The organism is Enterobacter mori LMG 25706, assembly GCF_000211415.1.
GTDB lineage: Bacteria > Pseudomonadota > Gammaproteobacteria > Enterobacterales > Enterobacteriaceae > Enterobacter > Enterobacter mori.
Genome location: NZ_GL890781.1, coordinates 41,702 through 56,781, shown reverse-complemented (window position 1 = coordinate 56,781; position 15,080 = coordinate 41,702). Strand labels below are relative to the sequence as shown.

14 protein-coding genes are annotated in these 15,080 nt (G+C 56.1%); 8 read left to right on the top strand and 6 right to left on the bottom strand.

Translation table 11 applies throughout. From position 1 onward, the window contains the following. Nucleotides 1–33: 33 nt before the first annotated feature. From pckA to ENTMO_RS0122225, 5 genes are all read right to left on the bottom strand, one after another. Entirely contained in the window at nt 34–1,653 is a 1,620-nt protein-coding gene (gene pckA / locus ENTMO_RS0122245) for a phosphoenolpyruvate carboxykinase (ATP) (protein ID WP_010436405.1), read from the bottom strand. A gap of 348 nt (nt 1,654–2,001) precedes the next feature. Beyond that, on the bottom strand, nt 2,002–2,880 hold the full coding sequence (gene hslO, locus ENTMO_RS0122240) for an Hsp33 family molecular chaperone HslO (protein WP_010436401.1): 879 nt from the start codon (nt 2,878–2,880) through the stop codon (nt 2,002–2,004). Nucleotides 2,881–2,904: 24 nt separating this feature from the next. After that, nucleotides 2,905–3,306: a ribosome-associated heat shock protein Hsp15 gene (gene hslR / locus ENTMO_RS0122235; protein WP_010436398.1), complete on the bottom strand. Its 402-nt coding sequence runs from the start codon at nt 3,304–3,306 to the stop codon at nt 2,905–2,907. Then, nucleotides 3,303–3,986 carry a GMP/IMP nucleotidase gene (gene yrfG / locus ENTMO_RS0122230; RefSeq protein WP_010436395.1) on the bottom strand — a complete coding sequence of 228 codons (684 nt, stop codon included), beginning with the start codon at nt 3,984–3,986 and terminating at the stop codon, nt 3,303–3,305. Before yrfG ends, hslR begins: the two co-directional genes overlap by 4 nt. 64 nt (nt 3,987–4,050) lie before the next feature. Continuing rightward, on the bottom strand, nt 4,051–6,189 hold the full coding sequence (locus ENTMO_RS0122225; protein ID WP_010436392.1) for an intracellular growth attenuator family protein: 2,139 nt from the start codon (nt 6,187–6,189) through the stop codon (nt 4,051–4,053). Nucleotides 6,190–6,510: 321 nt separating this feature from the next. Here ENTMO_RS0122225 and nudE point away from each other — a divergent pair, with 321 nt between their 5' ends. Continuing rightward, the gene (gene nudE / locus ENTMO_RS0122215; RefSeq protein WP_010436390.1) at nt 6,511–7,071 is read left to right on the top strand and encodes an ADP compounds hydrolase NudE; all 561 of its coding nucleotides are present in this window, start codon (nt 6,511–6,513) and stop codon (nt 7,069–7,071) included. Between the two features lie 79 nt (nt 7,072–7,150). Here nudE and mrcA read toward each other — a convergent pair whose 3' ends face one another. Beyond that, nucleotides 7,151–9,703 carry a peptidoglycan glycosyltransferase/peptidoglycan DD-transpeptidase MrcA gene (mrcA, locus tag ENTMO_RS0122210; RefSeq protein ID WP_010436388.1) on the bottom strand — a complete coding sequence of 851 codons (2,553 nt, stop codon included), beginning with the start codon at nt 9,701–9,703 and terminating at the stop codon, nt 7,151–7,153. Nucleotides 9,704–9,823: 120 nt separating this feature from the next. Here mrcA and ENTMO_RS0122205 point away from each other — a divergent pair, with 120 nt between their 5' ends. The 7 genes from ENTMO_RS0122205 (at nt 9,824) to aroB (ending at nt 15,033) form a co-directional block, all read left to right on the top strand. Beyond that, nucleotides 9,824–10,600: a type IV pilus biogenesis protein PilM gene (locus ENTMO_RS0122205; protein ID WP_010436386.1), complete on the top strand. Its 777-nt coding sequence runs from the start codon at nt 9,824–9,826 to the stop codon at nt 10,598–10,600. Then, nucleotides 10,597–11,091 (top strand): PilN domain-containing protein, encoded by a 495-nt coding sequence (locus ENTMO_RS0122200; RefSeq protein WP_010436384.1) that lies wholly within the window; start codon nt 10,597–10,599, stop codon nt 11,089–11,091. Before ENTMO_RS0122205 ends, ENTMO_RS0122200 begins: the two co-directional genes overlap by 4 nt. A gap of 3 nt (nt 11,092–11,094) precedes the next feature. After that, nucleotides 11,095–11,556: a HofO family protein gene (locus ENTMO_RS26215; RefSeq protein ID WP_029485213.1), complete on the top strand. Its 462-nt coding sequence runs from the start codon at nt 11,095–11,097 to the stop codon at nt 11,554–11,556. After that, nucleotides 11,546–11,950, top strand: coding sequence for a HofP DNA utilization family protein (locus tag ENTMO_RS0122190; RefSeq protein ID WP_010436380.1), 405 nt, complete (start codon nt 11,546–11,548; stop codon nt 11,948–11,950). The genes ENTMO_RS26215 and ENTMO_RS0122190 overlap by 11 nt, the downstream gene beginning before the upstream one ends. After that, nucleotides 11,862–13,079 carry a DNA uptake porin HofQ gene (gene hofQ, locus ENTMO_RS0122185; RefSeq protein ID WP_010436377.1) on the top strand — a complete coding sequence of 406 codons (1,218 nt, stop codon included), beginning with the start codon at nt 11,862–11,864 and terminating at the stop codon, nt 13,077–13,079. The genes ENTMO_RS0122190 and hofQ overlap by 89 nt, the downstream gene beginning before the upstream one ends. Nucleotides 13,080–13,365: 286 nt before the next feature. Next, nucleotides 13,366–13,887: a shikimate kinase AroK gene (aroK, locus tag ENTMO_RS0122180; protein ID WP_010436374.1), complete on the top strand. Its 522-nt coding sequence runs from the start codon at nt 13,366–13,368 to the stop codon at nt 13,885–13,887. A 57-nt stretch (nt 13,888–13,944) separates the two neighbouring features. Continuing rightward, entirely contained in the window at nt 13,945–15,033 is a 1,089-nt protein-coding gene (gene aroB, locus ENTMO_RS0122175) for a 3-dehydroquinate synthase (RefSeq protein ID WP_010436371.1), read from the top strand. Nucleotides 15,034–15,080 lie beyond the last annotated feature (47 nt).

Below are 15,080 nucleotides of genomic sequence, written 5' to 3'. Positions count from 1 at the left end.
CCGGCCCTCTCCCACAGGGAGAGGGGGAAGGCATTACAGCTTCGGACCCGCGCTCACCAGCGCTTCGCCTGCCGGGGTATCGGTATACTTCTCGAAGTTCTCAATAAACAGCTTCGCCAGCGATTCCGCCTTCTCGCGCCACTGCTCCGGTGAACCGTACGTATTGCGCGGGTCGAGGATATGCGTATCCACACCCGGCAGAGACGTTGGGATCGCCAGGTCAAACATTGGCAGCGTGAAGGTTTCAGCGTCGTCCAGAGAACCATCCAGAATGGCGTCGATAATCGCGCGGGTATCCTTGATGGAGATACGCTTGCCGGTGCCGTTCCAGCCGGTGTTCACCAGGTAAGCCTGCGCGCCGGATGCCTGCATGCGTTTTACCAGCACTTCAGCGTACTGCGTCGGATGCAGCGACAGGAAGGCCGCGCCGAAGCAGGCGGAGAAGGTCGGAGTTGGCTCCGTCACACCGCGCTCGGTACCCGCCAGCTTGGCGGTAAAGCCCGAGAGGAAGTGGTACTGCGTCTGGCTGGCGGTCAGGCGAGATACCGGAGGCAGTACGCCGAACGCATCCGCCGTCAGGAAAATCGCCTTCGTAGCATGACCCGCTTTTGACACCGGCTTCACGATATTGTCGATGTGGTAAATCGGATACGAAACACGGGTGTTTTCGGTTTTCGACGCATCGTCGAAGTCAATGGAGCCGTCGGCACGCACGGTGACGTTTTCGAGCAGCGCGTCGCGGCGGATCGCGTGGAAGATATCCGGTTCGGCCTCTTCAGACAGGCGAATGGTCTTCGCGTAGCAGCCGCCTTCGAAGTTAAACACGCCGTCGTCGTCCCAGCCATGTTCGTCATCGCCAATCAGGCGGCGTTTCGGGTCGGTAGAGAGGGTTGTTTTCCCAGTGCCGGACAGGCCGAAGAATACCGCCACGTCGCCTTTCTCGCCGACGTTCGCCGAGCAGTGCATGGAGGCGATACCGCGCAGCGGCAGCAGGTAGTTCATGACCGAGAACATCCCTTTCTTCATCTCGCCGCCGTACCAGGTACCGCCAATCAGCTGGATACGCTCGGTCAGGTTGAAGGCAACAAAGTTCTCGGAGTTCAGACCCTGCTCTTTCCACTGTGGATTCGTGCATTTTGCACCGTTCATCACGATGAAATCTGGGGTGAAGTCCTGTAGCTCTTCGTCGGTAGGACGAATAAACATATTTTTCACGAAATGCGCCTGCCAGGCCACTTCGGTAATGAAACGCACGGAAAGTCGGGTGTCGGCGTTAGCGCCGCAGAAAGCGTCGATAATGAACAGGCGCTTGCCGGAGAGTTGGTGAGTGACGAGCCCTTTCAGATGCTGCCAGGTCTCCGGGGAGAGCGGTTTGTTGTCGTTCTTCCCTTTGCCCTTATCAGCCCACCACAGCGTATCGCGGGTGGTTTCGTCTCGGACGATATACTTATCTTTCGGCGAACGACCGGTAAAAATACCGGTATCGACGGCGATAGCACCAAGGTTTGTCAACGCACCTCGCTCGTATCCTTCCAGTGCTGGATTGAGCTCTTCCTGATACAGCGTATCGTAATCGGGGTTGTAGACGATTTCCTGGACGTCGTGAATACCATAAGCCATGAGATCTTGCGGGGTTAAACCAGTAACACGCATATCACTGCTCCTTAGCCAATATGTACTGCCTGAAATTGTAGGGTTTTTCTGAGGTTGTTAACCGCGACGGGGCTCATAGATTTACGTATCTGGACAAAACCCTTACTAACGGAAAACGCTGCGACTCCAGTCACAGCGCAGGCGGATTATCGCAGGAATCGCTTTTTGGTTGTGGAAAATGTTCCTAAAAGGTTAAGGGCTGGTGAATTTAACCGAAGGAATGTGAATGTAATCGCATACACGTAAGAAAATTACGTAAGAGTTACATAGGGAAAACGATTCAGCTTGGGGGGCGTTTTTTTACCCCTCTCCCCAAAGGGGAGAGGGGTAGGGTGAGGGGAAAGAGGTTTAGTGGACCTGCGGATCCGCCGGGGAGGCGTTATTGCGGATCTCGGCGATATCCATCGAATTGAACACGTAGTGCGTACCGCAGTAGTCACAGTGCATGTCGATTTCACCGTCTTCCGCCATGATGCTGTCGATCTCTTCGTCAGGCAGCGTTTTCAGGGCGCCCGCGCAGCGCTCGCGGGAGCAGGTGCACTTAAACTCCACCGCCTGCGGGTCGTATACCGTCACTTCTTCTTCGTGGTACAGACGCCACAGCACGTCGGTCGCCGACAGGTTGAAGAGCTCTTCTGCTTTGACGGTTTCGGTCAGCGTCGCCAGGTGCTCAAAATCATTAGTCTGCGCATCCTGTGCAGGCAGAACCTGCAGCAGCATACCGCCAGCAGCAGGCTGACCGTCAACTTCACCGGTGCGGATGAACAGACGGGTTGGCAACTGTTCAGACCGCATGAAGTAGTCTTCCAGGCAGGCTGCCAGGGTATCGCCTTCCAGCCCGACCACGCCCTGATAGCGCTCGCCTTCCTCCGGAGAGATGGTGATCACCAGATAGCCATTGCCAACCAGCGTTTTCAGATCCGCATTTTCAGGGACTTCGCCCTGAACGCGTGCAACGCCGCGCATCTGCTGCTGGTTGTTGCCGTTGATCACCGCCAGCGTCATCGGGCCGTCACCCTGCAGCTGCACGGTGATATCACCAGCGAATTTTAGCGTGGCGGTCAGCAGGCTGGTGGCAACCAGCAGTTCGCCCAACAGGGTTTTCACCGGCAGCGGGTAGTTGTGGTTTTCCAGAATCTGTTTCCAGGTTTCGGATACGGTGACCAGCTCGCCGCGCACGGCGAATTGTTCAAACAGATAGCGGTGTAATTGGTCGTGTTGGGCCATTTTCATCTCTCGTGCAGGTGAGGGTTACTCGGTCTCACCGTGTTTAAATTTCATCAGATCGCGGCGCTCTTTTTTATCCGGTCGCCGGTCCGGGTGAGGCATCGTCAGCGCGTTCATTTTGCGCGCCAGCGCGGTTTTCTCACGCTTTTCAATGCTTTCAGCTGTCTCTTCATAAAGCTGTGTGGCTTCGGTTGCGGGACGTCGCTGTTCGGTAATGGCTTTAATCACTACCGTTTTTTCATCATTACCCTGGCGCAGCGTTAAGGTGGCATTCAGCTCAACCATCTTGCTCGGCTTGCTGCGCTGACCGTTGTAATGCACTTTGCCACCATCAACCATTTCGCGGGCAAGGGCGCGCGTTTTATAAAACCGGGCCGCCCATAGCCATTTATCCAGTCTTACCCCATCAGAGGCTTTTTCTTTCATGGCGTCTCCTTCACGGTGAGTGAGGGGATCATCCGGCGATAGTCGTTCAGCCCCGGATGCCGCAGGTAGCTTTTTTCAGCCAGTCCGGAATCAGGATTGGTCACGCCCAGACAATAGCGAATGCCAAACGTCGCGGCGGCATCCAGAATCGGCTCGCTGTCGTCAATAAACAGCGTACGTTCCGGCTGCAAACCGGTCTCTTCCGCCACCGCATGCCACAACCGCTGATCCTCTTTCGGATAACCAAATGTGTGGGTGGAAAGTAATAAATCAAGGTGTGACGCCAGACCCGTATGTTCCAGCTTCACGGCCAGATTATGAGGATGCGCGTTAGTCAGCAAAATGCGGCGCTTACCGCTGGCTTGCAGGGCATCCAGGAACGGCACCGTATCGTCGCGCAGTACCGCGCGTGGCCCTTGGGCGGTGGTCATGGCACAAATATCCAAACCGAGGCGCTCGCTCCAGTAGTCCAGACAGTACCAGTTTAGCGTATGCTGCACGGCGCTATATTGCGAACGAATGAATTCCTGCGCTTCTGCCGGAGAGATACCCTGCTGTTTACCGTATGTTTCGGGCACCAGTTGTTGCCAGAAAAAGTTATCAGAGGCGAGATCAAGCAGCGTGCCGTCCATATCCAGCAGGACGGTATCGACCTCCTGCCAGGCAATATCAAGATGCATTTAGGGGAACTCCAGCCAGAAGAAACGTGCGCGACAGGGTAGCACAACTTGCCGCGCAGTGACGTTATCCGATCAGGCTCTCAGAGGATGAGATGAGTTTAGGATTGAGGCAATTTTCGTAATACTGCTGAATCTCAGCAAGCCGGGTGCGCGAACGCTGATAGCGGCGCAAGGCCATAAAGCCGTTCCAGAAAATGCATGCCAGCATCGCGATCATCAGCAGGGATGTGCCGATATAACGCCACAATCCTGCGCTATCCGGCATTCGGTGCAGGTCGACATGGCGCGTGCCATTGGCGTCTGTGAAGATACGTGTGACGATCCCTTCCGCGCTGAACGGCGTTTGCATCAGCATTTGAGCAAGCCGCTGGAACTCTCCCCACTGCTCCTGAGCCGGGTAGTCATATAACGCAACTTGCGGATAAGGCTGATCAACCAGATCGCTCCCCTCATCGCTGACAATCACAAAGCCGCCCGGAGCCGGGCTGTTTAACGCCTGGGCTGCTCGGGTGGTTTCGCGCATCACAAACGGCGCGGTGGAGGTGGCGACCAGGTTATCCAGAGATTCAGCGCTGACCGGACGCAGCAGCACGTTGACGCCGTCCAGGCGTCCTGCTTCCGCGCGTTTCACCAGTGCATCCCAGTCCTTGCTGTTCCCGAGATTCACCAGTGCATTTTTAAGCCGCACGCACTCGTCCTGGGCAGAACAGAGATCCTCTGTTTTCAGGACGATTTCACCAAAGTCATCCAGCAGTACCATGCCCGATTTCTGAATTGCCGAACGCAGGGCAGGGCTAACGCGGGAATCGTCATCCGGTTTCGGATGCAACTGGCGGCTGACCGTTTCGGTGAGCGCCGTAGCTTTATTCACGACATCGGATTCAGGCAGCGGCAGCGGAGGCGCATCGTTCCAGATAATTTGCGAACAATCAAACGGCATAAACGGCGAATTCTGACGTGTGTTCCATGCGCCAGGCGCATGGATGTTACACATTCCGGTCCCTTGCAGACGCAGCGTATCACCCACGCGTATGCCGGCGTCTTCCAGTTGCTTCACGCTGGTGGCTTCCACCGTCTGCGCCCCTTTAATCCATGACAGGGTGAACTTAATGGGCATATCCAGCGGCACGAAAAGTAGCAGCATCAAAAAGACCAGCGCTGCACCGCCAGCAATGACCGTGCTGCGAAGCCAGTGCTGAAGCGGGAAGTTTTTCACTTCATCGTGCAGGGACAGATAACGCCCCTGACGCACCACGTGGCGGTCGAGGTAGATATCGATATCGGTTTTATGCCCTAAATCCTGGGCGATCCACGGCTGCCAGTGGCGCGGATAGATAAGGTCGATAATACCGAGCGAGATATTATTGAGATGCTCCTGATCGTTCTCGCCGAAGAGACCCCAGCGCTTTGGCGTTCCACGCAGGCAGTGAATTTCACGCAGCGACGTTTTCGTCGGAGGGGCAAACAGACCCCACAATCCGGCCGCCAGGAGCAGAACTGCGCCGCCCGCAAGCCAGGGAACGAAAACATCTGGCGTGAGCAGACAGAAGAAAAAGAGCAGAAATGCCGCAACAATCAGCACCGCTTCACGAATACCATCCGGGCGGCTTAAGGCGTACTCTTCATGCGTCTCCTGACGAATGTTCAGCAGTTCAATCTGCTCTGTCTCTTCACCGCGAATGCTGGCCTGCGTTGAACTTGCCCGTTCCAGCGCGAAGCGCGGCGCTTCATGCACGTACTCATTGAGGTGATGACCGTTTAGCGAGATAACCAGCGGCAGGGAGTCGGTATGAATCAGCTCTACGCTGTTTTCATCATTAATGTACTGTTCCCAGAATGGCGGGAGATGGACCTCGACAGAATCCAGGTAATAACGCCATTTGTTAGGGTCGTCAGTCGTAATGCCGTAACGGGTGATCGAGCGCGTCACGCAGAGCACGGTGTCGCTTTGTGCGTTAAGATTGAGGGAGACCGGCGCAGTACTGGCACCCGTTGGCCCAGGCGACTGCTGAGCGCGGTTCAGATTATCGAGGTAGTGTTCAATGGCGCTGCGTTCTTCAGGCGCGAGCTTACGTGTCGTCGCACCCGCAAAAGCGTTTAAAAAGGGCAGTCGATATCGACGCTGTACGCGACGCCTGTACGCCCACCCTGCAACCAGCGCGGCGGCCAGCATAGCAGTGAGAACAATCAAAATGGTGCTCATGCTTTCCCCATCTTACTTATCTTACAGGTGTAGTCAGTAGCACCTTTAACATGAATGAGAGTCTGTGGTTGGCTATCGGCAAGTATGGAGTCGAACTTGAGCATTCTGAAGCGCATCCCAGTGACCGATGATAATAGCAAAGCCTGTGATGGCGCGATATCAGCAAATTCCTGGAAACATTTCAACCTCTTGACATTTGTTTTGAATTAAGGATTGATTCCAGTTACGTTGCACAAATGTAAATAAAGTACAATTGACATTGCCCAAACCGTGCGGCATATCGCACAATAACGCCAGTTCACACACCAAAGACCCGTCAAGATGAGCAAACCACTACAAAAACCCACCATTCTGAGCGTTGAAACCGTCGCTAAATCGCGCCTGTTTAATGTGGAAAGTGTGGACCTGGAGTTCAGCAACGGTGTGCGTCGCGTTTACGAACGTATGCGCCCCTCTTCGCGTGAAGCAGTGATGATTGTCCCCATCGTTGACGATCACCTAATCTTGATCCGTGAATACGCGGTAGGAACTGAATCTTACGAACTTGGATTCTCCAAGGGACTGATCGATCCTGGCGAGACGGTTTTCGAAGCCGCCAATCGTGAACTGAAAGAAGAGGTCGGTTTTGGCGCGAATGAGCTGTCGTTCCTGAAAAAACTGAGCATGGCACCGTCCTATTTTTCCAGCAAAATGAATATCGTGGTGGCGGAAGATCTCTATCCAGAATCGCTGGAAGGAGACGAGCCGGAGCCGCTGCCGCAGGTTCGCTGGCCGCTGGCGCATCTGATGGATTTACTGGAAGATCCGGACTTTAACGAAGCGCGTAACGTGAGCGCCCTGTTCCTGGTACGCGAGTGGTTGAAAGGCCAGGGGCGACTGTAGGCCATAAAAAAGCCGGGTGGCAGCTTCGCCTTACCCGGCCTACTATTATTTGCCCGGTTTTTACCGGGCATTTTTATGCTTAAAACAACTCGTGCGTTTCGCCGTTATCGATAATTTCTGTTCCCACCTCATGCACCGCCTGCCTGGTTGGCTGCGTGCCTTCGATGAAATACTCTTCACGGCTATTTCCGCCATTGGCGAGCTGCCCGGTGTTGCGGTCAATGTTGACCGTCACAATGCCCGGCGGAGGCGTTAGCGGCTGCTCAGGCACGCCTTCCAGAACGGATTTCATGTACGCATCCCACGCCGGTTGCGCACTCTTCGCGCCGCCTTCGTAACCAGAGATCTGATCTTTAATCGCGCCGGAGGCGGTGGTACGACCCAAATCGCGGCGGTGATCGTCAAAGCCGATCCAGACAGAAGTGACCACACCCGGCCCGTAACCGGAGAACCACGCATCTTTCGAGCTGTTGGTGGTTCCCGTTTTCCCGCCGATGTCGCGGCGCTGCAGATCACGTCCGGCACGCCAGCCGGTGCCTTGCCAGCCCGGTTCACCAAAGATATTGGTATTCAGCGCGCTCTTAATCAGGAACGACAGCGGTGTGTTGATCACGTGCGGGGCATACTCCTGCGCACCGGTCTGGGCAACCAGGGCCTGGTTAGCCTGCTCCAGCTGAGGCTGTGGTACCGCTGAGTTCTGCTGTTCCTGAGAAATGGCGACATCTTCCATGTCTTTGTTTTCAAGTACGTTAGACTTCTGAGTATCGCCGTAAATGACCGGAATATCGCACTCTGCACAGGCGATTTTTGGTTTCGCCTCGAACAGCACGCCGCCCTGGTCGTTCTCAATTTTACTGATGAAGTACGGATCGATCAGGAACCCGCCGTTCGTCATTACCGCATAACCGCGCGCGACCTGAAGCGGCGTAAAGGACGCGGAGCCCAGCGCCAGCGATTCGGTATGGACGATATTCTGCGCCGGGAAGCCGAAGCGCTGCAGATACTCTGCCGCATAGTCAACGCCCATGGCGCGCATGGCGCGAACCATCACCACGTTTTTCGACTGCCCCAGACCCTGACGAAGACGGATTGGGCCCGCATATTGCGGTGGAGAGTTTTTCGGCTGCCAGTCAGAACCCGCACCGGCATCCCAGCGGGAAATCGGTACGTCGTTGAGAATACTGGCGAGCGTCAGCCCTTTATCCATCGCGGCGGTGTAGAGGAACGGCTTGATGTTAGAGCCAACCTGACGCAGCGCCTGAGTGGCACGGTTAAATTTGCTCTGGTTGAAATCAAACCCGCCGACCAGCGCCATCACCGCACCGTTTTGCGGATTAATGGAGACGAGCGCGGAGTTCACGTCTGGCACCTGTGCCAGCCACCACGCATCGCCCACCTGGCGAACCCAGATTTGCTGACCCGTCTGCACCGCGTCCGTCACTTTGCGCGGCGTTGGGCCTTGCAGCGTGTCAGAGCGGTACGGACGGGCCCAGCGGATCCCGTCCATTCGCAGCGAGACGGAGGTGCCGTCTGCCAGCAGTGCGACGGCCTCCTGCGGATCGGCCGGTGTGACAACGGCTGGCAGCAGCGGGCCATAGGTTGGAAGTGTTTTCAGCGAGTCGGGGATTTTCTTGCTGTCCCATGCGCTTTCGCCCACTTTCCACAACACGTTCGACGGGCCGCGGTAGCCGTGGCGCATGTCGTAATCCATCACGTTGTTACGCACGGCCTGCTGTGCCGCCTGCTGAACTTTGCGGGTTACTGTGGTGTATACGCGATAGCCGTCTTCATAGGCCTTCTCGCCATAACGGCTCACCATCTCCTGACGAACCATCTCGGTGAGATACGGTGAGGAGAAGGCGATTTCCGGCGCATGGTAGTTGGCGTCGATAACATCGCTGCGTGCCTGGTCGTACTCGGTCTGGCTGATGTAGCCTTCGCTCAGCATACGCGACAGCACCACGTTACGACGCGCAGTCGCACGGTCCATGGAGTAGAGCGGGTTGAACGTGGATGGCGCTTTCGGCAGACCGGCGATGGTCGCCATTTCGCTCAGCGTGAGTTGTTCTACTGGCTTACCGAAGTACACCTGCGCCGCAGCGCCAACGCCATAGGCGCGGTAACCGAGATAGATTTTGTTGAGGTAAAGCTCAAGGATCTCGTCTTTACTCAGCAGCTGCTCGATGCGGATCGCGAGGAACACCTCTTTGATCTTACGCGTCAGCGTCTTTTCAGGGCTGAGGAAGAAGTTACGCGCCAGCTGCTGCGTAATGGTACTGGCCCCCTGAGAGGCATGACCGGAGAACAACGCAATGCTGGCGGCGCGGAAAATCCCCACCGGATCGACGCCGTGGTGCTCGTAAAAACGGCTGTCCTCGGTGGCGATAAAAGCGTTCACCATCACGGGAGGAATTTGCTTTAAGGTCAGCGGGATACGGCGTTTTTCGCCATATTGCGCCATGAGCTCGCCATCGGCGCTATAGACCTGCATTGGGATCTGGAGTCGCACATCACGAAGCGTGGCGACATCAGGTAGCTGCGGCTCAATATATTTGTACAAACCATAAATCGAGCCTGCTCCCAGCAGAATGCAACAGACTGCAAGGATCAATAAATACTTTACGAACTTCACCGGAGATTTCCCATCTGGTTTCACTTGGGCAGTTTCTAAACAATCGCGCGGTAGTATAAAGGCAAGCCTGATTCATTGATATAGCCGTCACTCTGACGGGCGATAAGGAGATCGTGAAGTATGGCTTTCAAAACCTGGCAAACGGGCATTCATATTCAACAAGATAGGGTGCTCATTGTAGCGCTGACCAAAGAGAAGCCTGGGTGGCGTTTACGGCGCTGGTGGGCTGTTTCCCTGGCAGACGGGATTATCCGCGACGGGAAAATTCTCAAGCCAGAACATCTGGTTGCCGCGTTACGCGACTGGCGGCGGGCGTTGCCCCATTACCACCGGGTATTCCTCTCATTTCCCGCTGCGCGCACGTTACAACGCTCGCTGCCGCGCCCGTCCATGGCCCTTCGTGACAGCGAGCAGGTTTCCTGGGTGGGTTCCACGCTGTCCCGGGAGCTGGAGATGTCCACAGACGGGCTGTGCTTTGACTATGTGGAGGACACGTTCAGCAACACATTTCATGTTACGGCGGCGCAAAACAACGAAGTCGATGCCCTTTTGTTGTTGGCAAAAACGCTGCGCTTGCGGTTAGCGGCTATCACGCCGGATGCAGGCGCGTTAGGGAATCTCCTCCATGCCGTTGCCCCTGCTCAGTGCGTCGCCTGGCGGGATCGGCACCAGTGGCTGTGGGCGATGCGCCACCAGTGGGGACGGCGCTACGCCACAGAAGCGAAAGATGTCACCGAGCTGGCGGCCCTGCTTGCGCTCTCTTCTGATGACATCGTTCAGTTCGATGCCACACGTGACCCCTGGAAACTGCTGGTCAGTTGCCAGCCTCCCTTACCCGAGCGCGGTGCTGATTTTACCGTCGCGCTGGCGTTGGCCATGAGTGAGGTGCCTGAATGAGCACGGCGAATTTTTTACCGTGGCGACAGCAGCGCCGGATGCGCTGCCTGCGCTTCTGGGGCGTGCTGTTTATCGCTTCATTGCTGGTGACGCTGACCCTCGGGCTTGGCCTGCGGATGAATCATGACGTGAAGCTGCGTGGGCTACAGAGTGAACTGGCGGGAATCAACGCGGTGCAGCAAATACTGAAAACACGTCAGCGCCCCTCTGCACTCCCTGCGACGACTGGGGTGGAATCTCGTCCCGTCGCATGGCAACCGGCACTGGAGTCACTCTCTGCCGTGATGCCAGCGCAAGCCTGGCTTTCAGCGTTACGTTATCAACCGCCTGTGCTTACGGTGAGCGGGTATGCCTCCGCCCTCCCGGCGCTTGCGGCCATGACGGATGCGCTGAAACAGGTGGCAGGGTTTAGCTTCGGGTCTGCTGGTGAACTGCAGCAGGATAGCCAGGGGCGCTGGGTGTTCACTTTTCAGCTTAAGCGCCGGGGGTAGGCCGTGGAACAACGTCTGCAACGCTGGGTAGAAATCCGCTCTTCTGTGCGGGTGATCTGCTGGTGCGTGGTGTCCGGGGTTATTGCCATGGCCGTATGGGGGCTTCTGGTCCGGCCCGTTGGGGTGAAGTGTGCAGAACTCGAGGCGTTATCCATTCGCGCCAGGCAATTGAATGCCGCGTTGTGGCCTGGGGCCGGACGGCAACCCGTAGCGCCAGCCCGGCGCGAGATGCCGCCCGTTCAGCCCTTCTCGCCGCTGGATTTTCAGGACAAGAGAACCGCACTGGTGCACTGGAAACCGCAGCAGAACGGCGGGGAACTGGTGCTGGATGCTCTATGGTCAGATGTCCCTGCGCTGTTTTCCCGTCTGGCGCAGCAGGCGGTGAGCATCAGCGCATTTAACCTTGCCCCTGAAGGCACAACGCTACGCCTGAGCCTGCAGCTGGAGAGCGATCATGCGCAGTAAGGTGCGCTACCTGATTCTCTTTTCGCTGCTGTTTCTGACTGGAATGCGCGATCCCTTCCAGCCTCCGGAGGATAGCTGTGCGGTTGGGCAGCTCGCCCAGTGGCGATATCAGGGAATGGTGGGTGGCAGCATGGAAACCGGCATTTTGCGCGACGGGCAACAGCGCTGGCACCGCGTGAAAAGGGATGAACGTTTACCGCCTGGCTGGCGGGTGAGCAAGATGGATCAACAACAGCTGACCGTGGATGTCGGGGACCTGTGTGAACCGACGCAATGGACATGGCAACGAGAAGGAACGCATAAAAGTGACGTTAAGGATACTGCTGTTACTGCTGGCGATCAGCCAGCCCCTGTGGGCCGCCGCGCCAAAACCCGTCACCCTCGTGGTGGATGATGTCCCTGTCGTACAGGTGCTGCAGGCGCTGGTGGCGCAGGAGAACCGTAATCTGGTGGTATCGCCGGATGTGACGGGCTCGCTTTCGTTGAATTTAACGCGCGTGCCCTGGCGACAGGCGCTGCAGACGGTGGTGACCAGTGCCGGGCTGGTCCTTCAGGAAGATGGCGGCATCTTTTATGTCCATACTGCCGCCTGGCAGCGCGAGCAGCAGGCACGGCGGTTGCTTGAGGCACCGCTCGTCTCACATAGCATTCCGTTCACCTGGGCGGATGCCGGAGACGTGCAAAAAAACGCCGAAAGGCTCCTGAGCCCGAAGGGCAGTTTATCCGTCGATAAGCGCACAAATCGACTGTGGGTGCGGGATAATCAGAGCGTCGTGGACGTGCTAAAGCGTTGGGCGGAGCAGATGGACCTGCCCGTTGAGCAAGTGGAGCTTTCGGCCCATATCGTCACCATTAACGAAAAAAGCCTGCGTGAACTGGGGGTGAAATGGAATCTCGCAGAGGCGACAGAGGCCGGTAAAGTGGGGCAGGTCACGACGCTCGGGGCAGATCTGTCGGTCGCCAGTGCGACCACGCACGTCGGGTTTAACATTGGGCGCATCAACGGCAGGCTGCTGGATCTGGAACTGTCGGCTCTGGAGCAAAAACAGCAGGTGGATATTATCGCCAGTCCACGGCTGTTGGGGTCCCATATGCAACCGGCCAGCATCAAGCAGGGCAGCGAAATTCCGTATCAGGTCTCCAGCGGCGAGAGCGGCGCGACCTCCGTGGAATTTAAAGAGGCCGTGCTTGGGATGGAGGTCACGCCGGTGGTGCTGCCGGGAGGGCGCGTGCGTCTGAAGCTTCACATCAGCGAAAACATGCCGGGCCAGGTGCTTCAGCAGGCCGATGGCGAAACGCTGGCAATTGATAAGCAAGAGATAGAAACGCAGGTGGAGGTAAAAAGCGGAGAAACGCTGGCGCTGGGCGGCATTTTCTCGCAAAAGAATAAAACCGGGAGTGATAGCGTGCCGGGGCTGGGGAAAATCCCCTGGATTGGGCAACTGTTCCGTCACGACGGTAAAGATAACGAGCGGCGCGAGCTGGTGGTGTTTATTACGCCACGCCTGGTCGATATTCATTAACGGGTAACGATCCCCGCAATGATTTTGCATTCAGTTTGTTGCAGATGTTTGACGTGGGGCATGAATTAGCATACAAGGAGTACCGATTTGAGTTGGACTTACGTCTTATTACCTTATGCGTCTGGTGCGGTGATTTAATCAGTTGCCAAACAAGCCGGAGTATTGAGATAATTTTTAGTCTGACTCTCGCTCTATTGCATATGAGGTTTCAGTTCATGTCCTGCTACGCTGGGTGTCTGCGAAGCGGGGATTACCATTAACGAATAGTCTTAGTAGTACCGAAAAAATGGCAGAGAAACGCAATATCTTTCTGGTTGGGCCTATGGGTGCCGGCAAAAGCACTATTGGGCGTCAGTTAGCTCAACAACTCAATATGGAATTTTACGATTCTGATCAAGAGATTGAGAAACGAACCGGAGCGGATGTGGGCTGGGTCTTCGATGTAGAAGGCGAAGAAGGTTTCCGTGACCGAGAAGAAAAAGTGATCAACGAACTCACGGAAAAACAGGGCATTGTGCTGGCAACTGGCGGCGGCTCTGTTAAATCTCGCGAAACCCGCAACCGTCTCTCCGCCCGTGGTGTAGTGGTCTATCTTGAGACAACTATCGAAAAACAACTGGCACGTACGCAGCGCGATAAAAAGCGCCCGCTGCTGCAGGTTGAAACGCCACCACGTGAAGTTCTGGAAGCCCTGGCAGGCGAACGCAATCCTCTGTACGAAGAGATTGCTGATGTGACCATTCGTACTGACGATCAGAGCGCTAAAGTGGTTGCAAACCAGATTATTCATATGCTGGAAAGCAACTGATTCTGGCTTTATATACACTCGCCTGCGGGTAAAAGCATTTAAGGTGGATGTCGCGTCATGGAGAGGATTACAGTTACTCTCGGGGAACGTAGTTACCCTATCACCATCGCGGCTGGTTTGTTTAACGACCCAGCTTCCTTCTTACCACTGAAAGCGGGTGATCAGACGATGCTGGTCACCAATGAGACACTGGCTCCGCTTTATCTTGACCGCGTGCGCCACCTGCTTGAGCAGGCGGGCGTGAAGGTCGACAGTGTGATTCTGCCCGATGGCGAGCAGTATAAAAGCCTGACGGTGCTTGATACCGTCTTTACCGCACTTCTGCAAAAACCGCACGGTCGCGATACGACACTGCTCGCCCTCGGCGGCGGTGTTGTAGGCGATCTTACAGGCTTTGCTGCCGCCAGCTATCAACGTGGCGTGCGCTTTATTCAGATCCCAACGACCTTGCTGTCACAGGTCGACTCTTCTGTTGGTGGCAAAACCGCCGTCAACCATCCGCTCGGTAAAAACATGATTGGCGCATTCTACCAGCCGGCATCGGTGGTGGTGGATCTCGACTGTCTGAAAACCTTACCTGAGCGTGAGCTGGCGTCTGGTCTTGCAGAAGTGATCAAATACGGCATTATTCTTGACGGTGAGTTCTTCACCTGGCTGGAAGAGAATATGGATGCCCTGCTGCGCCTTGACGGGCCAGCGTTGGCGTACTGTATTCGTCGTTGTTGTGAGCTGAAAGCAGAAGTCGTTGCAGCAGACGAGCGCGAAACGGGCTTACGTGCTTTACTGAATCTGGGGCATACGTTTGGTCACGCGATCGAAGCGGAAATGGGCTACGGCAACTGGCTTCATGGCGAAGCGGTCGCGGCCGGTATGGTCATGGCTGCGCGTGCGTCTGAGCGCCTGGGTCAGTTCAAACCGGAAGAGACAGCGCGCATTATTGCGCTGCTTGAACGTGCCGGGTTACCAGTGACAGGGCCGCAGGAGATGTCTGCGCAGGCGTATCTACCCCACATGATGCGCGATAAAAAAGTATTGGCAGGTGAGATGCGTTTGGTACTCCCGCTTGCAATAGGGAAGAGTGAAATGCGCGGCGGAGTGCCGCACGATGTCGTTCTTGGCGCTATCGCTGATTGTCAGCAGGCGTAACAACTAGAAAGGTCAGGCCACTGTTACCGGTGGTCGTTTAGCTTCAG